The sequence below is a fragment of the Flavobacterium sp. FlaQc-28 genome, assembly GCF_044007415.1.
Taxonomy (GTDB): domain Bacteria; phylum Bacteroidota; class Bacteroidia; order Flavobacteriales; family Flavobacteriaceae; genus Flavobacterium.
On the sequence record NZ_JBIPCM010000002.1, the window covers coordinates 677,026 to 698,044 of the forward strand.

Sequence of the window (21,019 nt, forward strand, 5' to 3'; positions counted from 1 at the left end):
AATATTTGTCAGTATCTTTGAGGTATAAATCCGAATATTTTGAAATCGAAACTTTTTAAATTACTATTCTTCTTTTTCATTGCTTTTCAAATTCAAGCACAAGAATTACTTCCTTTCGTCGAAAATTATAATAAATCAGATTATCAAGGTGATAATCAAATCTGGAACGTTGCTCAAGGTAAAGATAAGGCGATGTATTTTGCTAACAATCATTATCTATTACGTTACGATGGTGTCATTTGGGAAAAGTATTCTTTGCCAAATAAAACGATAATTCGCTCGATTTTGATTGAAGGTGATCGAATTTATTCAGGATCGTATAAAGAATTTGGATATTGGTATAGAAAAAATGGTAAAATGCATTATGTTTCTATTACCAAAAACCTTCATTTATTTGATGAGAAAGACAACGAAGAAATCTGGAAAATATTCAGGTTTAACGGATCGTTGTATTTTCAATCTTTCAACGATGTTTTTATTTATAACGGAAAACATATTCAAAGAATTAAATTTCCTTTTTTAGTTTCCTATTGCTTTGTAGTAGATAAGAGTCTTTATGTTGCTTCTGTCGAGAAAGGTCTTTTTAGAATGAATGGAACAAAAATAGCAATTCCAAAAGGCTGGGAAATTTTGAAAAATACCGTTGTGCATGCGATCGAAAAATATAACGGCAAAATTTATATTTTTACACAAAAGCGAGGAATTTTTGTTGCTGAAAAAGAAGGACTCAGAGCTTGGAATAATCCATTGAATGAAACATTAAAGTCTAACGGAATTAATGTTGCCAAGTTTATTAAAAACAATAAATTGGTGGTTGGCACCGGTAATAAAGGTGTGTTTATCTACGATTTTAATACTAATACATTTAAAAATATTGACCGAAACAATGTTTTGATGAATAACTCGGTGTTAAGCATTGGTTTTGACAAAGAAGAAGATTTGTGGCTGGGTTTAGATAACGGAATTGCTCATGTTGAGGTAAATTCTCCAATTTCGTTTTTTTACGACAATTCTGGAATCTTGGGCTCTGTTTACTCCGTTGCCACTATTGATAAAGGATATTTAATTGCTTCAAATCATGGTATTTTTGAGTTTGATTCTGGAAACTTCAAAATGATGCCCAATACACAGGGGCAGGGATGGAATATCACCAAAATTGGAAGTAAATATGTTATAGGTCATAATGATGGTACATTTTGTTATGAAAATGGTGGTTTGACAAAGATTAATAATGTAAATGGAGGTTGGAACTTATCAAAAAGTATTATTAATGATACTTATTTTCAATCAACTTACAGCGGAATTTTATTATATAACAATGCTTCGGATCTTACTCAAAGCAAAAAAATCGACGGATTATCAAAACCTATAAAATATGTTGCCCAGAATAAAAAAAATGAAATTTGGGCGGCAGATAATTATCGCGGTTTATATAGAGTTTTCTTAGATGATAATTTCAAGACTAAGAAAGTTGAGAACATTACACAGCTAAGTAAAATCAAAAATGATTTTGGAGTTAAGATTTTTGAATTTAGAGGCGAGATCCTTTTTCTAATTAATAACGTTTGGTATACGTTTAATTCGATCACAAATAGATTAGAAGAGAATGAATTATTCAATACCAATTTTAAAAATATCTCTGATGTAGTTGCCATAGATAAGAATCATTTTATTGTTCTTCAAGAAGGTGTTCTTTATCATATTTATGCAAATGAAAATAAATTTGTTTGGAATATTATTCAAGAGAAATACTATAAAGGAAAATTGATTAATGAAAATCTAAGAATTTTTAGAAGTAATAATCATTATTTACTGAATCTTGATGATGGATTTATTTCTCTTCAATTAGAATATGAAAATAAGCAGAACAAAGGCGTAAGAATTGAAGCTTATAATAATGGTGAACTTCTTCCGGACGAAAGTAAAATAAAGCACAATACGGAACTTAGAATAAATGTGATTTCTGGAATTTATGGAGCCAGTAAGCCAAATTTGTTTTATCAAATTAACAATGACAAAAAATACATCCCAATCTCAAATGGTGCTATTGTTTTAAACAACTTAAGCAGCGGATCGCATTCTGTAGCGATTTTTAAACACGACGGAGCTAGTTATGATAAAGTTTCGAGTTTTGAGTTTAAAGTTTCGCAGCCTTGGTATTTTTCATTTTGGATGGTGCTGCTTTATTTACTTGTTGTGGCGGCAGTTTTATTTTTCTATTATAAGTGGAACAAGCTTCGTTATACACAAAAATTAAAATTACAGGCAGAAGAGTTAAAACATCAGCGTGAGATTCTTGAAATGGAACTTAAGAAAGAGAATGAGCTGAATATTCAAGAATTTGAGAAACATATTCTAGAGCTTGAATTACAGACAAAATCATCTGAAGTTGCAGGTAAATCTTTGTCGATTGCTAAACAAAGCGAAATGATTGAAAATATTCAAGGTATTCTTGAAACAGAAAAAGATTTTAATAAGCTGAAAAGCGAAATCAAAAAGGCAATAAAAATAAATGAGGTTAATAAACACGAATGGGAGACTTTTGAAACAAATTTGAATCAGATCCACAATGAGTTTATTATTAACCTTTCTAAAAAGTATCCTCATCTAACTCCAAAAGATATAAAACTTTGTGTGTATCTTAAAATGAACCTTTCTTCGAAGGAAATAGCTCCTTTAATGAATATTTCTTTTAGAGGTGTTGAACTGCACAGATATCGTCTAAGAAAGAAATTAAGTCTTACGCAAGAAGAAAACCTGTCAAAGTTCTTATTAAGTCTGTAAGATTTGGTTTTAAATTTTGTATAATTTATATTTTTCTATCTCATTTTTTATATAATTCTAATACATCAATACTACATCATAACGTTGTGTTAATGGATTTTATTTAACATTTATGTGGTTGATAATCATGTGTATAGTTTTAAATTTTAACACAATGATGTAGTTATGTTGTAGTGGTATCTGATGTACTACAACGTTGTAATTGTTTAATTTGGCTCTACTAACTTAAACGATTACATACTGTATGAAAAATTTTATTTTTAGCTTTTTAGCGCTCTTATTGTTGCCATCTTATATGATGGGACAAGCGCAAGCAATTAAAGGAAAAGTAGTAGACAGCAGCGGAATGGGAATTCCTGGAGCAATAATCGCTTCATCTGATGCTCGTGCTACTGCTGATGCAGATTTCGACGGAAACTTTACTATTAATGCAAAACCAGGAGATATATTAAAAGTCTCTATGTTGGGTTTTAATTCAGTTTCTGTACCGGCAACTGCCGCACCAATGACAATTACCTTAAAAGAAGCAGAAGATACTGCATTAAAAGAAGTAGTTGTAATTGGATACGGTACAAGAAAAAAGATTGATAACACATCTGCTGTAAGTTCAATCAAATCTGAGGAAATTACCAAAATGAAGGTAATAAATGCTTCTCAGGCTATCCAAGGTAAAGCAGCTGGTGTACAAGTATCTACTTCAGATGCACCAGGAAGTACTCCTTCAGTATTGATCAGAGGGGCTGGTACAGCATTAGGAGGAAGAAATCCTCTGTATGTAGTAGATGGTATGCCTACTGAGAACATCAACAACATTAATACTAATGATATTACATCTTATGAGATCTTGAAAGATGCTTCTTCATTAGCTATTTATGGAACTAGAGGTGCAAATGGTGTAATTATGATTACAACCAAAGCAGGTAAAGGAAAAATGACTGTAGATGTTGAAAGCTTTGCAGGAGTTAGAACGCCGCTAAAAACGGTAAAAATGGCAAATGCTGACGAGTACGTTCGTTATAGTAATGCTGCTTATATCAAAGATTTTCCTCAAGGCAGATTTTCTGCAAACCAGCCTTACAACACAGATTGGCTTGATGCGATTACAAGAACTGGGTCTTACACTCAAAATAATATTGCAATCTCAGGGTCTTCAGAAAATGTGAAATACTTTTTTAGTGTTGGAAATTATGAAGAAAAAGGAATTTTAAACGGCTCTGATTACGGACGTACAACTATCAGAAATAATAACGAGTTTAAACTTTCTGAAAAAGTTAAAATTAGCCAAAACTTAAGTGTTAGTACGATAAAAAATACACCAATGCCTTTAAGCGCATTTACTAATGCTTATAGACAATCTCCACTTGTTCCTGTGCGTTATGCTGATGGGAAATATGGTGTGCCATTTGTTTCTAATGGAGTTGTAGCTGAAACAGGTGCTTCTTTCAATAATGTTGGAAATCCAGTTGCTCAATTAGATTATACAAACGAGCAGCAGCAAACTGTTATGTTGCAAGGTGGATTAAAATTAGATTATGACATTATTAAATCTTTAAAATTTACTTCACAATTCAACGGGGAATTTTATACTTACAAACAGTATAATTATGTAGACAATCAAGCTCTTTGGTTATCTGCAGATCCTACTCGTGTAGCATCAAAATATCCTGGTGATTTGAATGTGAACACTTTGACAAGAAATAGAGACCAATATTTTAATTGGAACTTATCTAACTATTTAACGTATAATAAAGTTTTTGCTGAAATTCATGACGTTGAAGTTACAGCGGGTATCGAGGCGAATGTGCAAGGTACTAGAGAAAAGTTAACTATTGACAGAAAGAATGTAAATGCAAACTCGAATTATTGGTCTTTAAAAGATGTTAATGTAGCAGGTACTGTTACAGGTTTGAAAGATGAAGCTTTAAATCAAAGAAGATTGGCCTCTTATTTTGCTCGTTTCCAATATAAATTGTTAGACAGATATTTACTTACAGGTACCGTAAGACGTGATGGATCTTCGCAATTTGCTGAAGACAAACGTTGGGGAACATTTCCATCTGTTGGTTTAGGATGGGTAGTTTCAAAAGAAAGTTTTTTAAGTAATGTTGAGCAAATTAATTTATTAAAAATTAGAGGTTCTTGGGGTAGATTAGGAAATCAAAATGTACCTCTTAATACTCAATTATTAACTTCTGGATTAGATTACTCAGGTTTGGGTTCTGGTACTACAATTAATTCGCAAGTAGATCCAAATTTATCTTGGGAAATTGTTGAAGAACTTTCAGGAGGTTTTGATTTTGAAGTATTAAACAATAGATTAAAAGGGTCATTTGACGTGTATGATAAAAACACAACAAATACAATTTTGAATGTTAAACCATATTCAACTTCTGGAATTACAGTTGCTACACCAGCGCATGTTGGGGAAGTATCTAACAAAGGTTACGAAATCTCTTTACGTTGGGATGATAGAATAAACGATAATTTAAGTTACTGGGTAGGAGGGAATTTTTCTCATAATAAAAATGAACTTACCAGCCTTAAAAATGTTCAGTTAAATCCAATTATTGGAGGAAGTTTAGGAAATGGTCAAAATACCAAAATTCTTGATAATACTTCAGTAGGACAACCATTAGGTAGTTTCTTTATGTATGAGTATGCAGGAGTTGATCAAGCAAATGGTCAAATGTTGTACTACAAAGCAGATGGTTCTAAAGTTGCGCAATCAGGCTTAGATGAGCTTAAAGACAAAAAATATGTAGGTTCTCTTTTACCAACTTCTAATTATGGAGTTACGTTAGGATTGAATTACAAAAACATTGATTTTTCTGTTGACGGTTACGGAACTGGAGGAGCAAAAGTATATAATGGAAAAAAAGCACAAAGATTTGGAGGAGAAAATGTAGAAGCTTCTATGGCTAATGGTTTTTGGACACCTACAAATACAACATCTTCAATTCCGGCACCTTCTAATTTAACTCCTTTTGCTTCAACTTATTACTTGGAGTCTGCAGACTTTTTTAGAATCAATAACATTACTTTAGGATACAAACTTCCTCTTAAAGAAGATAAATTTATTAACTATTGCCGAATTTATGTAAATGCGATTAACCCATTTATTACACAAAAATTCTCTGGATTTTCACCAGATGTTGTGTCTGATGGTAAGTTAGTTGAAGGTACTCAAGGGGTTGAGCTAGATGCTTACCCATCATTGAGATCATTTGTTATGGGAGTTAATTTAAAATTTTAATATTATGAAAAGATTATATATATCAATGTTTGTTCTTTCTGGATTACTATTATCCGGATGTTCAAATGACTTTTTGGATGTAGATCCAACAGAAGCTATTCCTGCAGATCCTGCTTTGGTTAATAGTGATGAAGGAGCTAAAGGCTTTGTAACTGCAATTTACAATCAATTTTTAGGATGGGAAATGTCATCTTTTGGATGGAATGCTGTTTCAAGTATTATTAGTGATGATGCTGATAAAGGTTCTGACCCAGGAGATGCAGGTGGAGACAAAGATATTGTTGATGCTTTGACTTATAACGCTTCAACTCCATCATTTCAATCCACTTGGAACGCGAATTATGCTGGAATTAACAGATGTAATCAAGCATTAGCAATGTTTCCTAAACTAGATAAGGCATCACCGGATTTAAAAGCAAGATTAGTTGGAGAAACAAAATTCATGAGAGCATTCATGTATTTTACTTTAGTAAAAGGATATGGAGGAGTTCCAATTATTGATCATTTAGCTACAGTTCCTGTATCTGAAGAAGACAGAAAAATGCAATTGACACGTAAGTCAGTAGCAGAAGTTTATGCTTTTATAGAGCAAGATTTAAATGATGCTATCGAAGCTTTGCCTTTAAAATCAGCTTATACTGGAGCAGATGTTGTTAGAGCTTCTAAAGGAGCAGCATACGCTTTACTAGCAAAAGTAAATCTGTATCAAAAAAATTGGCAAAAAGTAATTGACAATTGTGATAAAGTAACGGGTTATTCTTTAGTTCCTGATTATTCCTTACAATTTAAAAAAGAAGGAGAATTTGGTCCAGAATCTATTTTCGAAATAAATGGAGTAGGTTCTACTTCAAGCCCTGGATTTGGAATTGGAAATTATACTGTTTCTCAAGCACCTCGTGGAGCTGGAGGCTGGGGTTGGGGATTCAATACACCAACTGAAGGTTTAGCAAATGCATATGAAACAGGAGATGTTAGACGTGCGGCTACAATTATTTTCAGAGGATCAGTTTTGTATGACGGTAGAGAAGTGGCGTCAACTGTTGCAAATGAAAGATATAATTATAAAGCATATTCATCATCTTTTTACAATCAGGAATTTACAGATACAAATCTTAGATATTTAAGATATGCCGAAGTTATATTAATGAAAGCTGAAGCATTAAACGAATTAGGACAAACTTCAGAGGCTATTCCCTTAGTAAATCAAATTCGTAAAAGAGCAGGTTTAGGAGATACTCCTTTTACTTCTCAATCAGATATCAGAAAAGCAATCTATAAAGAAAGAAGATTAGAATTTGCTTTTGAGCACGACAGATGGTTTGATATAGTTAGAACAGGACAAGCCGAAGCGGCTATGGCAGCAGATGGCAAAACTTTTATTGTTGGAAAACATGAATTATGGCCTATACCAACTTCATTCTTAAGAGAAGCAAATGGACTTTCTCAACAAAATCCGGGTGGTTATTAATTAACATCTTAAAATCACTTCCTCTAAAAGTTTAGAGGAAGTGATTATTTATTCAATATTTTAAATTTTTATAATGATTAGAATTTCAGTTTTATTTTTAGCTTTTACTTTTTTTGGATGCGGATCCTCTGCTGTTAAATCTAAAGGAAATACAGAAGAAAAAACTTCTAGTGTTAATCTGACAGATGAACAGCTTATTGAAATTGTTCAAAAACAAACCTTTAAGTATTTCTGGGATTATGCAGAGCCAAATTCTGGATTAGCAAGAGAGCGTTATCATCCTGACGGAAATTATCCAGAGAATGATTCAAACATTGTTACAACAGGAGGTTCTGGTTTTGGTTTAATGGCACTTGTGTCAGGAATGTCTCAAGGTTATATTACAAAAGCACAAGGAGTAGAAAGACTGAACAAAATTGCTGACTTTTTAGGCAAAGCAGATCGTTTTCACGGAGCATGGTCACATTGGATTGACGGAAATACAGGAAAAGTAAAACCTTTTGGAACCAAGGATAATGGCGGCGACTTAGTCGAAACTTCATTTTTGGTTGCGGGAATGATTACCGTTCGTGAATATCTTAAAACAGGTTCTGAAAAAGAAAAAGCGGTTGCTGCAAAATATGATGCACTTTGGAAAGGTGTGGACTGGCAATGGTATACCAACAATAAAAATGTGCTGTACTGGCACTGGTCACCTAACTACGACTGGCAGATGAATTTTCCCCTTGAAGGATATAACGAATGTTTAATTACATACGTTTTGGCAGCAGCATCGCCAACGCATACTATCGATGCAAAAGCGTATCATGAAGGCTGGGCTAGAAGCGGCGGAATTGTTACTTCAAAAACAAAATACAATATTCCTTTAATTCTAAAGCATAATGGAGCGGAAGAATTTGGAGGGCCATTATTTTGGGCGCATTATTCTTATGTAGGTTTAGATCCGAATCAGTTAACCGATAAATATGCAAACTACTGGGATTTAAATGTAAATCAGGTTAAAATAGATTATGAATATTGTGTTGAGAATCCTAAAAAATATGGCAGTTATGGTGCTGATTATTGGGGATTAACAGCTTCTTATTCTAGAAATCCTGACGGATCAATAGGGTATAATGCACATTTTCCAACTAATGATGTGGGGGTTATATCACCAACAGCAGCAATAAGTTCAATTGTATACACATCAAAAGAGTCTATTGCTTTAATGAGAAACCTTTATCAAAACCATAAAAAAGAAACTTGGGGAGAAGCTGGTTTTTATGATGCATTAAGTTTAGAAAACAATTGGGTGGCAAAACGATATCTAGCTATAGATCAAGGTCCAGAAGTAGTAATGCTTGAAAATTATCGTACAGGACTATTATGGAAATTATTTATGAACGCTCCAGAAGTAAAACAAGGCTTAACAAAACTTGGATTTAAATCCGAAAAATACGGAATTTAAGATTTAGCATTTATGAAATATAAAGCAGGCTTATTGTTATTACTTTTTTCTCTAGTTGGTTTTGCACAAAGCGAGACAACAGGAAAAATAAAAACGGTTGTGGTAACCAATTATGAATTGGGATATGTTTTGCATAAGCCGGTAAATACAAAAGAGAAAAAGCCATTAATAGTTTTTATTTCAGGAGATGGAGAAAAAGGAACTGACCTTGAAAAAGTCAAAATTAATGGGCCTTTAAAATATCTAAAAAACCATCAGCTGGATGCTTATGTTTTGGCGCCGCAATGTAAAGAAGACGAAAATTGGGATATAGAATCAATTTATCAGCTGATTATAAAAATTCAGAAAGAAAACAAAATTGATTCAGAACGAATATATGTTACTGGTTTAAGCTCAGGAGGCTGGGCTTCATGGAATTTGGCTTTTGCACATCCTGATCTATTTGCTGCAAATGTACCTGTCGCTGGTTTTGTAGATTTAATTCAGTTAGAAAAAGCTTGTGAAATAGCCAACATTCCAACCAGAATTTACCACGGTTTATTAGATGATGTGGTCAATGTAAATTATGCGATTACGATTTACAAAGAATTAAAAAAATGTAATGCAAAAGATATAAAGCTGACCATTTTTGATGATGCAAATCACGACAGCTGGACAAGAGTTTATGACAATCCAGAAATTTATGACTGGATGTTTAAGCAGAAAAAAACGAATACGAACAAATAAATATAATAGAATGAAAAACAAATTAGTCTTACTATTTTTAGGATGTGCTGTTTTGGGTTATGCCCAAAAAAAGAATACTAAAAATACAGTAAAAATTAAACCAAAGTCAGAGTTTGTTGCTGAACTATTGTCAAAAATGACATTAGACGAAAAATTAGGTCAGCTTAATTTACCAACTTCTGGAGATATTACAACAGGACAAGCAAATAGTTCTGATGTGGCTAAAAAAATTGCTGAAGGTAAAGTTGGAGGTTTATTCAATATTAAATCTGTTCAAAAAATTAAAGAAGTACAAAGAATTGCAGTTGAAGAAAGCCGATTGAAAATTCCGTTGATTTTTGGTATGGATGTTATTCACGGTTACGAAACAACATTTCCAATTCCGTTAGGACTATCTTGTACTTGGGATATGGGATTAATCGAAAGAAGTGCACAAATTGCTGCGCAAGAAGCTAGTGCAGACGGTATCAACTGGACATTCTCACCAATGGTTGATGTTTCTCGTGACCCGCGTTGGGGAAGAGTTTCTGAAGGTTCAGGTGAAGATCCATATTTAGGAAGTGAAATTGCAAAAGCAATGGTCAATGGATACCAACAACATGATCTTTCTAAAAACAATTCAATTATGGCATGTGTAAAGCACTTCGCTTTATATGGTGCGCCAGAAGGTGGTCGTGATTACAATACTGTAGACATGAGTCATATTAGAATGTTCAACGATTATTTTCCTCCTTACAAAGCTGCTGTTGATGCGGGTGTAGGTTCTGTTATGGCTTCTTTTAACGAAGTTGACGGAATTCCTGCAACTGGAAATAAATGGTTAATGACAGATGTTTTAAGAAAACAATGGGGCTTTAAAGGTTTTGTAGTAACTGATTTTACAGGAATTCCTGAAATGATCGAGCACGGAATGGGAGATTTACAAGCAGTTTCTGCTCAATCTCTAAATGCTGGTGTTGAAATGGATATGGTTGGAGAAGGTTTTTTAACTACTTTGAAAAAATCTTTAGACGAGAAAAAAGTTACAATGGCGACAATCGACAATGCTGTTAAACTTATTCTTGAAGCAAAATACGATTTAGGATTATTTAGTGATCCCTATAAGTATTGTGACGAAAAAAGAGCAAAAACAGAAATCTTTACTTTAAGCAGCAGAAAAGAAGCAAGATCAATCTCTGCACAATCATTGGTTTTATTAAAAAATCAAAACCAAGTATTGCCTCTTAAAAAATCTGGAACTATTGCTTTGATTGGGCCATTGGCAGATGCTAAAGAAAATATGCCAGGAACTTGGAGTGTAGCGACAAAAATGGAGAATGCTATCTCATTATTAGCAGGAATCAAAGAAGTAGCAGGAAAATCAACTAAAGTATTATACGCAAAAGGAAGCAACTTAGATTACGATGAAACTTTTGAAACTAACGCAACAATGTTTGGAAAAACATTGCACCGTGATTCTCGTTCAAAAGAAGAATTATTGGCAGAAGCTTTAAAAGTAGCAAACCAATCAGATGTAATTGTTGCTGCTCTTGGAGAATCTGCAGAAATGAGTGGAGAATCTAGCAGCCGTACGAATTTAGAAATTCCACAAGCGCAAAAAGATTTATTAAACGCATTATTAAAAACAGGAAAACCAGTTGTTTTAGTATTATTCGACGGTCGTCCGTTAGTTATTAAAGAAGAAAACGAAACTGTTCCAGCTATTTTAAATGTTTGGTTCGCAGGTTCAGAAGCAGGTTATGCAATTGCTGACGTTTTATTTGGAGATGTAAATCCTTCAGGAAAATTGACTTCAACTTTCCCAAGAAGCGTTGGACAATTGCCAATTTATTATGCACATAAAAATACAGGAAGACCACTTTCTAACACAGAAGGAAAATTTGAAAAATTCAGATCTAACTATATCGATGAAAGAAACGAGCCATTATTTCCGTTTGGTTTTGGTTTAAGCTATACGACTTTTGATTATTCAAACTTGAAAATTTCATCTGATAAAATGAATTTCAACGGAAAATTAAAAGTTACAGTTGATGTAGCAAATACTGGAAATTATGACGGAAAAGAAACAGTTCAATTATACATTAGAGATTTAGTTGGTTCAGTAACAAGACCGGTTAGAGAATTGAAAGGTTTCCAAAAAATTGCACTTAAAAAAGGTGAAAAACAAACCGTGACTTTTGATATCACAGTTGAAGATTTAAAATTTTATAATTCTGATTTACAATTTGTAGCAGAACCTGGACAGTTTGATATTTTCGTTGGAGGAAGTTCAACTGCCGACAAGAAAGTTAGTTTTGAGTTAACTAAATAGTTGGTTTATTGGTTAGTTAAAAGCCCTTCGTTTGGTTGACGGAGGGCTTTTTTTCTAAAAAGACGTTTTATTCAATTATAATTTCAAAAAAAAATGAATACTAGTAAAATATTTCAAGCACTTCTTTTTTTCGTAGTAATAATAGCTTTCCATTCTTGCAGTGTGCAGAATAATGGTATTGTGGCGCATCGCGGTGCATGGAAAAAGAATAATCTCCCAGAGAATTCTATCGCCGCTTTAAGACATGCTATCGATTTGAAAAATGCAGGTTCTGAATTTGATGTTTGGCGAACTGCCGATGATTCCCTTGTAATCAATCACGATGCACATTATAACAAGTTACTTATTGAAGAAACAAATTATGCAGATTTGATAAAGTTCAAACTTTCAAACGGAGAGAAACTGCCAACATTACACGAGTATATTTCAGAAGGGATTAAAAATAACAAACACACTCTTTTAGTCTGTGAAATAAAACCATCAGAGATAAGTAAAGAACGAGGAAAAAAGACGGCTTTGAAAGTAGTTGAAACCATCAAAGAGCTGAAAGCTGATAAAATCACCTGTTACATTAGTTTTGATTATGAAATATTAAAACAAATTAGAGCAGTTGATCACAAAACCGTTTTACAATATTTAGAAGGAAATAAATCACCAAAAGAAGTAAAAGCAGACAATATTAATGGCGTTGATTATCATTATTCAGTCTTCAAAAAACATCCAGAATGGATTAAAGAAGCCAAAGAAAACAATATTATTCTGAATGCCTGGACCGTTAACGAAGCTTCTGATATGGATTGGATTATCGAGAGTAAGTTTAACTATATAACGACAAATGAGCCTGAACTTTTGGCACAAAGAATAAAAGAGAAAAAATAGTTTTCAAATTTCAAATTTCAAAAAATGAAAAATAGATATACACTACATTCAAAAGTGCTTTCGTTGCTTTTAATGGTTTGTAGTTCCATTGCTTTGGCACAAAACACTACTATTCCCGGTAAAACAGAATGGTTTGACCCAAATAAACCTGCAACAACCTATTGCAATCCTATAAACATTGGATACAACTATACAACCGAAAATCATAATGGAATTCCAATATCTCGACGTTCAAGTGCAGATCCTGTTATTATTACCTTTAAAGGCGAATACTATTTGTTTGCCACAAATCAGGCAGGCTTTTTCTGGAGTAAAGATATGTCTGATTGGAAATTTGTCTACGGAAGTTTTCAAAGAAAACCAGCAGATGACGACCAGTGTGCGCCGGCAGCTTGGGTTGTAAACGATACCTTATTTTATGTAGGCTCTACTTGGAAAAAAGATCATCCAATCTGGAAAACCGATGATCCAAAATTAGGTCAATGGCTGCGACATGTTGACAAAGCAATGCTGCCAACATGGGATCCTGCCATTTTTCAAGACGATGATAAAAAAGTATATATGTATTACGGTTCAAGCGGAAAATTGCCGCTTGTTGGCGTAGAAGTAGATTATGATACATGGCTTCCAAAAGGAAATCAAGCTGATTATGCAGAATTGTACAAAGCTACCGAAGTTGAAGATATTCAAAAAGTGTACGGTCAAGTAAAAGAAGTTGCAATTTTGGATCCTGCAAATCATGGATGGGAACGTTTTGGACCAAACAATGATATGGAACCAGCGCCTTGGGGAAATTTTATTGAAGGCGCTTGGATGACAAAACACAACGGAAAATATTATATGCAATATGGTGCACCAGCAACAGAATTTAAAGGTTATGCAAACGGAGTTCATGTAGGAGATAATCCGTTAGGACCTTTTACTTATCAAAAACACAATCCAATGTCATACAAACCAGGCGGATTTGTAATTGGTGCAGGTCACGGAAATACATTTGCAGATAATTATGGGAATTATTGGAATACGGGAACGTGTAAAATATCTATTAAAGACCGTTTCGAGCGTCGTATCGATATGTTTCCAGCAGGATTTGATAAAGATGATGTAATGTATTCAATAACTTCTTATGGAGATTTTCCAATTGTGCTTCCAACAAGTCAGCGCGATCAAACAAAAGGAGCCTCATCAGGATGGATGCTGCTTTCGTACAAAAAGCCGGTAACCGTTTCTTCATCTGAAGAATGTATGGAAGTGGAAACACACAGAATGGATAACGGAGGTAAAAAAGTATACGAAAAGTTCTGTTACGGCCCTGAGAATCTAACCGATGAAAATATTCAAACCTACTGGTCAGCCAAAACAAGTGATTCTGGCGAATGGCTGCAGATGGATTTGGGAAGACCAATGGAGATCAAGGCTTTGCAGATCAATTATGCAGATCATAAAGCAACACAATACAATAAGGCAATGGATATTTATTATCAATATAAAATCTTTATGTCTGATGATGCTCAAAATTGGACATTAGTTGTCGATAAATCTAAAAATGCAAAAGACGTTCCCCATGATTATGTTGAGCTTACAAAGTCAATAAAAGCCAGATACATCAAGATGGTTAATATTCATAATGCATCAGGTTTATTTGCAGTTTCAGATTTCAGAGTTTTTGGAAATGGATTGCAGGCAAAACCAAAAGCTGTTTCCTCTTTTAAAGTAGATAGAAAAGCAGCGGATTCACGTAATGCAATGATTTCATGGAAAAAACAAACAGATGCAGTTGGATATAATATTTACTACGGAATTGCTCCTGATAAATTATACAACAGCATCATGGTTTACGGTGAAAATACATATGACTTTAGAGGTTTAGATAAAGGCACAAAGTACTATTTTACAATTGAAGCTTTTAATGAAAACGGAATAGGAGATAAAGCTAAACTTATCGAAGTAAAGTAATCTTAATCTAATAAAATAAGGGAACTCCGATTGCAAACGAAACAGGTTTGCGATTGGAGTTTTTTTTTGAGAAAGGTTTAGGGAAAAACTCGAACAGTTTTAAACGAATTTTGTTCCTTTGTGATCTAAGCTAAAAAAAAACTCAAACAAAAGACCAAAACGCTATAAAAACTATGAAAAAAACGATTCTTTTAACTGCTTTAGTTTTAAACGGATTGACATTATTTGCCCAATCAAATGACGAGAAAAATATCAAATTATTCTATAAAAAAGCTTTAACCGAAGCAAAATGTTATTCTTGGTTAGAATATCTGTCTAATGATATTGGAGCGCGATTATCTGGTTCTGCAACTGCAGAAGAAGCAGTTCAATATACCAAAAGACAATTAGAAAGTCTTGGACTTGATAAAGTATACTTACAGGAAGTTATGGTGCCTCACTGGGTGCGCGGCGAAAAAGAAACTGCTTTTATCCTTGACGGAAAAGTAAAAACAGCCGTTCCAATTTGTGCTTTAGGAGGATCTGTGGCAACAGCAAAAACTGGACTTACTGCAGAAATTATAGAAGTGCAGGGTATTAAAGAATTAAGTGAATTAGGAGCTGATAAAGTAAAAGGGAAAATTGTTTTTTACAACAGACCAATGAATCCTGAAAATATCGAAACATTTACTTCATATGGAGCTTGTGTAGATCAAAGATATGCTGGCGCAAAAGAAGCAGCTAAATTAGGAGCTGTAGGAACCATTGTTCGCTCGATGAATTTACGTTTAGACGATTTCCCGCACACAGGAGCGCAAAGCTATGGCGATTTGAAAAAAGAAGAATATATTCCAACAGCGGCGATTAGTACAAATGGTGCCGAATTGTTGAGCAAATCTTTAAAAAGAAATCCAGCTTTAAAATTCTATTTTAAACAATCATGCGAAACTTTACCAGATGCATTATCTTATAATGTTATTGGAGAATTAACAGGAACAGTAACTCCAGAAAACATTATGGTTGTGGGCGGACACTTAGATTCTTGGGATTTAGCAGACGGTTCTCATGATGACGGAGCAGGAGTAGTACAAAGTATGGAAGTCCTTCGTATACTTAAAAACTTAAATTATAAGCCAAAAAATACAATTCGTGTTGTATTGTTCATGAATGAAGAAAATGGCGGAAGAGGCGGAGCGAAATATGAAGAAGTTTCAAAACAGAAAAAAGAAAACCACATTTTTGCACTAGAAAGTGATTCAGGAGGATTTTCTCCAAGAGGATTTTCTATAGAAGCGGATGATGTTAATTTGAAAAAAATCCAAGGATACAAAGATCTTTTTGAGCCTTATTTAGTACACAGTTTTACAATTGGTCACGCAGGTTCAGATATTGGACACTTAACATCTAAAGCCATCGTTAAAGCAGGGTTAAAACCAGATTCACAACGTTACTTTGATTATCATCATGCTGCAAATGATAAATTTGATGCTATCAATAAAAGAGAATTAGAACTTGGAGCGGCAACAATGACTTCTTTGATGTATTTATTAGATCAAAACGGAATTGAATTACCGAAAGCGAATTAAGATTTAAAATCGATAATATATAAAATAGACTGTCATTTTTGCCAGTCTATTTTTTTTGATATAAATATTGTGCTTTTCTGAAGCTGAGATAATTTTGCTTTTTATAATCAAAAAAAATCAAAATTTCATCACAATCAAATAATACAAAAAGGTTATTGGAATATTAGAAAGCAGCATTAAAATCTTGAATACAATGTCTTTTCGATATTCTGGTAAATGAATAAATCGATCTGTTAGATTCACTAACATTATAATATTTACGATTATCGCAGAAGACGCAAACGGCCATGCAATAACTAATACATTCGGGCTCTCATTCGAAATAATATAAAGTACAAACAAGATCGTACTAATAATAAAAGTGCCAACAGCTAATTCAGTCGATTGCTTTTCTTCAAAAGGTTTTTGATGAGTCGTTTTCATAAATTAAATTTTAAAGGATTGCTGAATAGTATAAATTGGTTTTAAAAGCATTTTTGAAAAATCAAGATAATGGAACGGCAGTGCTCGTTTTCCTCTTTTGTACTGCTTTATAAAGTACTGTAGTTTGTTTGGGTAAAACACCGTTCCAGAAAGTATAACCATAAATAAATACAAACTTCGTTTCCCGTTTCCAAAAAGATAATACTGCATTCCAATTTCTTCATATACAGAAATACCCGTATTTGTCAAGACATGAATAATGTCATGATCTTCCAGTTTTTCTTGTATGTCGAAATGGTTCTTGTAAAGAAAATTTCCCAATCCACGACCTAGACTTCCTTCTGGATAATCTATTAATTGCGTTTTATCAATTTCCCAAGGTTCATTCTTTTTAAAATATTTTTGATATGGTTTTTTACTGCATTCATAAAGTTTTTCAATTAGATAATCTCTCATAAATATATTTTTAAAAGTTCTTTGAAATTCAAAGTAAAATAATAAATAAAAAAGCCAATTGTTTTTTCGAATTAGCTTTTGCTGTTTTTAATAATTATCAACGACAGTTTTTAGTAAGCTAGAATCTGAAAGGTCAGAAGGAGCAACTACTTTTTCTTGAAGCGGAATTTCATTACCATATCGTTCTTTTAATATTTTTTGAACTCTGACATCAGTTAAATTAAAATCTTTTAGCTCTCTTAATTTCGAAAGCTCAATGCCCACAGCATTTTTATAAATTTTCCAAATCAGTTCAGAGCAATAAATCTTATTATCTGTCCATTCAAAATAAGAATCATATTCTTTGCCGTCAAATTGCTGACTGTAGTCTTTCATTTTTTGAAGAACAGCAGAAGTTAAAACAGCATTGTCTTTTAATCTTTTTACCACATATTTATTGTCTTTTCCATGCTGAATCCAATCCTCAAATGGAGTTAGTTTTACAGGTTGAACTGCTTCAAAAACAAACCATTTTCCGTTTATATCGTAGATAATACCGCAATGCGAGAATTTTGAGTTTGTGGCAATTCGCACTGCTTCACATTGAGGTGACTGTGATGTTTGAAAAATAATATCACCATCTTGAATTTTACTGACAGATTTATTCTCTGTTTTGGCTTTAGAAGAAAATGGATTATTCGGAAAAACAGACATGGCTACAGTTAAAGCAAGACCAAAGCTTAGTAGAAATGTGATACCGAGAAATAGATATTTTTGTTTTTTCATGGTTTTATAATTGAAAGCTAAAAGTACTTTTTTAGATGTTATATCTAATTTGTTTTGATAAAAAATTAACACAACTAAAAAGAACTTTGAATTACAAAGTAAATAATAAAAAAAATAGTTACCAAATAAATGATAACTATTTTTTGATTCTTTTCTTACAAGATATTAGATTCTAAAAATACCGCCAACAGCAATAATTCTTTGAAAAAAGAAAAAGTCTTGCGAAGCCTTATCTTCATTACTTACCGTAGTTCTAATGTCCTGCATATTGATGTAACCGCCTTTTAACTCTCCTTGGATATAGAAGTGTTTGAAAAAAGTAACATTGATACCTGCTTTTGCAGAAACACCGTAACCAGAAATATGAAAATCATCATGACGATCTTTTCCTAGTAAAGTTGTATTTGTTTTAGGATATAAAAGTCCAGCACCTAAACCTTCAGTTAAGTTAATTTGCACCTTATCTATATTTGGCAGACCAAACCATTTAGAAACATCATCAAATCTTGAAACTTCAGTATTAACGTAGTTTAAACCATCAGTATGTTCATAAATTAAGAAAGGAGTTCCAGTGCTTCCCGGAGGCATACCACCTTCTTGTGCGCTGCCTATAGACATATCTACAGGTCTGTTATTGTAAGCTCCATTGTAAATTGAGCCAGCTTGATCTGCAGGTAAATCTATGTATCCGTTAACGTTTGCAATTTGATTCTGCGACATCACATATTTCATGTGGTCAACGCCAATTGTTACGCTGTAGTGATCACTAAAAAAGTAACCCAATCTCAAGTTTGTCTGAGGAATAGTCATGTTTACGGGATTAACGTAATCAACATGCCAGCCTTTAGGTTTATCATGAGCCTTCATGTTTTCAACCGTAAAGTTGTAATCTTTACCTCTGAAATTTACATCAGAGTTAGAGTAACTTTCTCTGTTTCCGCCCCACATTACAAAGAATTTCCCTTTATTATGAGCTGCGTATTTTTGTACCGGAATTTCCTCTTGGGCAAATGTGCTTAAAGAAACACAAATCAAGAAGAAAAATAGAAATTTTGTTTTCAAAGAACTTAGTATTATAAATTTAGAATGAGTTAACTGTTTTTCTGATAGCAACTAATTTTGTCATTAAACCTTCAAAATAGTCTAAATGAAGCATATTAGCACCATCACTTTTTGCATTTGCAGGATCAAAGTGAGTTTCAATAAAAATGCCATCAACACCTACGGCAATACCAGCTTTGGCAACCGTTTCGATCATATCAGGTCTTCCGCCCGTAACTCCTGCAGTTTGATTAGGTTGTTGCAATGAATGTGTAACGTCTAGAACCGTAGTTGCATATTGCTGCATAGTAGGGATTCCTCTATAATCAACAATCATGTCTTGGTAGCCAAACATAGTACCGCGATCAGTAACCATAACATTTTCGTTGTTACAATCTAATACCTTTTGTACTGCATGTTTCATACTTTCAGGACTCATAAATTGTCCTTTTTTCAAGTTTACTGTTCTTCCTGTATTTGCAGCTGCTACAACTAAATCAGTTTGGCGAACTAAGAATGCTGGAATTTGTAAAACATCAACGTATTGCGCTGCCATGTCAGCATCTTCATTAGTATGAATGTCTGTAACTGTTGGAACGTGAAAAGTTTCGGAAACTTTTCTTAAAATTTTTAAAGCTTTTTCGTCTCCAATTCCAGAAAAACTGTCAATTCTAGAACGGTTTGCTTTTTTAAAAGATCCTTTAAATACATAAGGAATTTGAAGATTGTCGGTAATACCAACTAATTTTTCAGCAATTCTAAGAGCCATTTCCTCTCCTTCAATAGCGCAAGGGCCCGCCAATAAAAAGAAATTTCCGCTGTCAGTATGCTTAATTTGTGGAATATGTTGTAAGTTCATAAAATTATTTTTTTGCAATGCAAAGGTAGTCATGATTTATGAATAGCAGATGAAGATTTAAGATTATTTTAAGAACCCGAATAACCGGCTAAGAGCTTAGCAGAATTAAACGAATTTCAAAAAAAACTTTTGAATAATTATATGCTTTTTCCATGGCAATATTAAAGCATGAAAAGAAACTAATAAATGACATTTATCATGTTCTAAAGTTTTGCAGTTAGCACATGTTTTCCAAGATTATGAACAATTTTAGTTAGAAAATATTCCTGCTATTTTTTACTACGGAATATTATGTTATATCATGTTTCTTTTTGCTTTCCATCTTTTAACTACAAATTGAATTACAATAATTAAAATTAGAGTAAAAAGTAGAAAGAAACAGGCGGCTGCTATTCCTGCGAGCGGTGTACCACATCTCACAGGATTTGGTTCATATTGTTTTCTAAGATTATAATCTGCAATATTAAAAGCTGCAAAAGAGAATACAATTTGTAATATAAAATTTATCCAAGAAACAATTTTGAATTTTAAAGAAACAGGTTTATAGATAGAAAATGTTCCCAGTATTAATTGAGAAAGTACTGGAAAAATAATGAGAAGTAAAGGTAATATATTGAGCATTTTACTTTTACTCCTTTTTTAAAGTCAATCCCAGCGGAACCATCAAAATACCTTTTTCGTAAATGTTCAAATACAGTGTTATAGGTTTTTTTTGCCCTTCCCAGGTCAATTCGTAGACATTTAAAAATCCAGCACCCATATCGCTTCTTTTGGTAGGAAACGGGCAGCAGGTTTCTAAGCGTTTATAAGTGATTTTTTCACCATTTGGACCAGCTAAAGCATTTAAAAAACGAATTTCGTTTGTAGCTTCATCTTTTGTGTTTCTAAAAAAAATATTTACAGGATAATCAGGATCATAACCATACTTTTTGTCTTTACTGAATAAGGAAATAACAAAAGTATTGTTTTTGCCAAGTACCAAATCAGGGGCATTATCATCTACATTTTTTAATGTTGATTTTGTACTGATACAAGATGATACAGTAATTAGTAAAATAATGAAAAGAGCTGTTTTTTTCATGGTTT

Annotated in this window: 16 protein-coding genes; 9 read left to right on the plus strand and 7 right to left on the minus strand. The window is 33.1% G+C overall.

From position 1 onward, the window contains the following. The first annotated feature begins 39 nt into the window (after positions 1-39). The 9 genes from ACHRVL_RS08890 to ACHRVL_RS08930 all read left to right on the plus strand — a co-directional run bounded on the left by ACHRVL_RS08890 (position 40) and on the right by ACHRVL_RS08930 (position 16,389). Positions 40-2,784 (plus strand): histidine kinase, encoded by a 2,745-nt coding sequence (locus ACHRVL_RS08890; RefSeq protein WP_395411964.1) that lies wholly within the window; start codon positions 40-42, stop codon positions 2,782-2,784. 244 nt (positions 2,785-3,028) lie between these two features. Beyond that, positions 3,029-6,037, plus strand: coding sequence for a SusC/RagA family TonB-linked outer membrane protein (locus ACHRVL_RS08895; protein WP_395411966.1), 3,009 nt, complete (start codon positions 3,029-3,031; stop codon positions 6,035-6,037). Between the two features lie 4 nt (positions 6,038-6,041). Beyond that, on the plus strand, positions 6,042-7,505 hold the full coding sequence (locus tag ACHRVL_RS08900; protein ID WP_395411968.1) for a RagB/SusD family nutrient uptake outer membrane protein: 1,464 nt from the start codon (positions 6,042-6,044) through the stop codon (positions 7,503-7,505). 73 nt (positions 7,506-7,578) lie between these two features. After that, the gene (locus tag ACHRVL_RS08905; protein WP_395411970.1) at positions 7,579-8,952 is read left to right on the plus strand and encodes a glucoamylase family protein; all 1,374 of its coding nucleotides are present in this window, start codon (positions 7,579-7,581) and stop codon (positions 8,950-8,952) included. Positions 8,953-8,964: 12 nt separating this feature from the next. Further along, on the plus strand, positions 8,965-9,678 hold the full coding sequence (locus tag ACHRVL_RS08910) for a prolyl oligopeptidase family serine peptidase (RefSeq protein ID WP_395411972.1): 714 nt from the start codon (positions 8,965-8,967) through the stop codon (positions 9,676-9,678). A gap of 10 nt (positions 9,679-9,688) precedes the next feature. After that, positions 9,689-11,989: a beta-glucosidase BglX gene (bglX, locus tag ACHRVL_RS08915; RefSeq protein WP_395411974.1), complete on the plus strand. Its 2,301-nt coding sequence runs from the start codon at positions 9,689-9,691 to the stop codon at positions 11,987-11,989. Positions 11,990-12,082: 93 nt separating this feature from the next. Beyond that, positions 12,083-12,868: a glycerophosphodiester phosphodiesterase family protein gene (locus tag ACHRVL_RS08920; protein WP_395411975.1), complete on the plus strand. Its 786-nt coding sequence runs from the start codon at positions 12,083-12,085 to the stop codon at positions 12,866-12,868. Between the two features lie 24 nt (positions 12,869-12,892). Then, positions 12,893-14,824 carry a family 43 glycosylhydrolase gene (locus tag ACHRVL_RS08925; RefSeq protein WP_395411977.1) on the plus strand — a complete coding sequence of 644 codons (1,932 nt, stop codon included), beginning with the start codon at positions 12,893-12,895 and terminating at the stop codon, positions 14,822-14,824. 173 nt (positions 14,825-14,997) lie between these two features. Continuing rightward, the gene (locus ACHRVL_RS08930; RefSeq protein WP_089052278.1) at positions 14,998-16,389 is read left to right on the plus strand and encodes a M20/M25/M40 family metallo-hydrolase; all 1,392 of its coding nucleotides are present in this window, start codon (positions 14,998-15,000) and stop codon (positions 16,387-16,389) included. A gap of 117 nt (positions 16,390-16,506) precedes the next feature. Here ACHRVL_RS08930 and ACHRVL_RS08935 read toward each other — a convergent pair whose 3' ends face one another. The 7 genes from ACHRVL_RS08935 to ACHRVL_RS08965 form a co-directional block, all read right to left on the minus strand. Further along, positions 16,507-16,812: a hypothetical protein gene (locus ACHRVL_RS08935; protein ID WP_395411979.1), complete on the minus strand. Its 306-nt coding sequence runs from the start codon at positions 16,810-16,812 to the stop codon at positions 16,507-16,509. A 3-nt stretch (positions 16,813-16,815) separates the two neighbouring features. After that, the gene (locus ACHRVL_RS08940) at positions 16,816-17,268 is read right to left on the minus strand and encodes a hypothetical protein (protein ID WP_395411981.1); all 453 of its coding nucleotides are present in this window, start codon (positions 17,266-17,268) and stop codon (positions 16,816-16,818) included. Positions 17,269-17,355: 87 nt separating this feature from the next. Beyond that, on the minus strand, positions 17,356-18,033 hold the full coding sequence (locus ACHRVL_RS08945) for a YiiX family permuted papain-like enzyme (RefSeq protein ID WP_395411982.1): 678 nt from the start codon (positions 18,031-18,033) through the stop codon (positions 17,356-17,358). Between the two features lie 165 nt (positions 18,034-18,198). Continuing rightward, positions 18,199-19,095, minus strand: coding sequence for a hypothetical protein (locus ACHRVL_RS08950; RefSeq protein ID WP_395411984.1), 897 nt, complete (start codon positions 19,093-19,095; stop codon positions 18,199-18,201). Positions 19,096-19,114: 19 nt separating this feature from the next. Beyond that, positions 19,115-19,933 carry a 3-deoxy-8-phosphooctulonate synthase gene (gene kdsA, locus ACHRVL_RS08955; RefSeq protein ID WP_129024589.1) on the minus strand — a complete coding sequence of 273 codons (819 nt, stop codon included), beginning with the start codon at positions 19,931-19,933 and terminating at the stop codon, positions 19,115-19,117. Positions 19,934-20,227: 294 nt separating this feature from the next. Continuing rightward, positions 20,228-20,554, minus strand: a complete 327-nt coding sequence (locus ACHRVL_RS08960; RefSeq protein WP_395411987.1) for a hypothetical protein — start codon at positions 20,552-20,554, stop codon at positions 20,228-20,230. A 7-nt stretch (positions 20,555-20,561) separates the two neighbouring features. Further along, complete coding sequence (locus tag ACHRVL_RS08965) at positions 20,562-21,014, minus strand: 2-dehydro-3-deoxyphosphooctonate aldolase (protein WP_129055678.1); 453 nt, start codon at positions 21,012-21,014, stop codon at positions 20,562-20,564. Between the last annotated feature and the right edge of the window lie 5 nt (positions 21,015-21,019).

Bases quoted from the DNA above. Each gene is read 5' to 3' on its own strand.
- ACHRVL_RS08895 (WP_395411966.1), top strand. From the start codon at position 3,029: ATGAAAAATTTTATTTTTAGCTTTTTAGCGCTCTTATTGTTGCCATCT.
- ACHRVL_RS08900 (WP_395411968.1), top strand. From the start codon at position 6,042: ATGAAAAGATTATATATATCAATGTTTGTTCTTTCTGGATTACTATTA.
- ACHRVL_RS08905 (WP_395411970.1), top strand. From the start codon at position 7,579: ATGATTAGAATTTCAGTTTTATTTTTAGCTTTTACTTTTTTTGGATGC.
- ACHRVL_RS08910 (WP_395411972.1), top strand. From the start codon at position 8,965: ATGAAATATAAAGCAGGCTTATTGTTATTACTTTTTTCTCTAGTTGGT.
- bglX (WP_395411974.1), top strand. From the start codon at position 9,689: ATGAAAAACAAATTAGTCTTACTATTTTTAGGATGTGCTGTTTTGGGT.
- ACHRVL_RS08920 (WP_395411975.1), top strand. From the start codon at position 12,083: ATGAATACTAGTAAAATATTTCAAGCACTTCTTTTTTTCGTAGTAATA.
- ACHRVL_RS08925 (WP_395411977.1), top strand. From the start codon at position 12,893: ATGAAAAATAGATATACACTACATTCAAAAGTGCTTTCGTTGCTTTTA.
- ACHRVL_RS08930 (WP_089052278.1), top strand. From the start codon at position 14,998: ATGAAAAAAACGATTCTTTTAACTGCTTTAGTTTTAAACGGATTGACA.
- ACHRVL_RS08935 (WP_395411979.1), bottom strand. From the start codon at position 16,812: ATGAAAACGACTCATCAAAAACCTTTTGAAGAAAAGCAATCGACTGAA.
- ACHRVL_RS08940 (WP_395411981.1), bottom strand. From the start codon at position 17,268: ATGAGAGATTATCTAATTGAAAAACTTTATGAATGCAGTAAAAAACCA.
- ACHRVL_RS08945 (WP_395411982.1), bottom strand. From the start codon at position 18,033: ATGAAAAAACAAAAATATCTATTTCTCGGTATCACATTTCTACTAAGC.
- kdsA (WP_129024589.1), bottom strand. From the start codon at position 19,933: ATGAACTTACAACATATTCCACAAATTAAGCATACTGACAGCGGAAAT.
- ACHRVL_RS08960 (WP_395411987.1), bottom strand. From the start codon at position 20,554: ATGCTCAATATATTACCTTTACTTCTCATTATTTTTCCAGTACTTTCT.
- ACHRVL_RS08965 (WP_129055678.1), bottom strand. From the start codon at position 21,014: ATGAAAAAAACAGCTCTTTTCATTATTTTACTAATTACTGTATCATCT.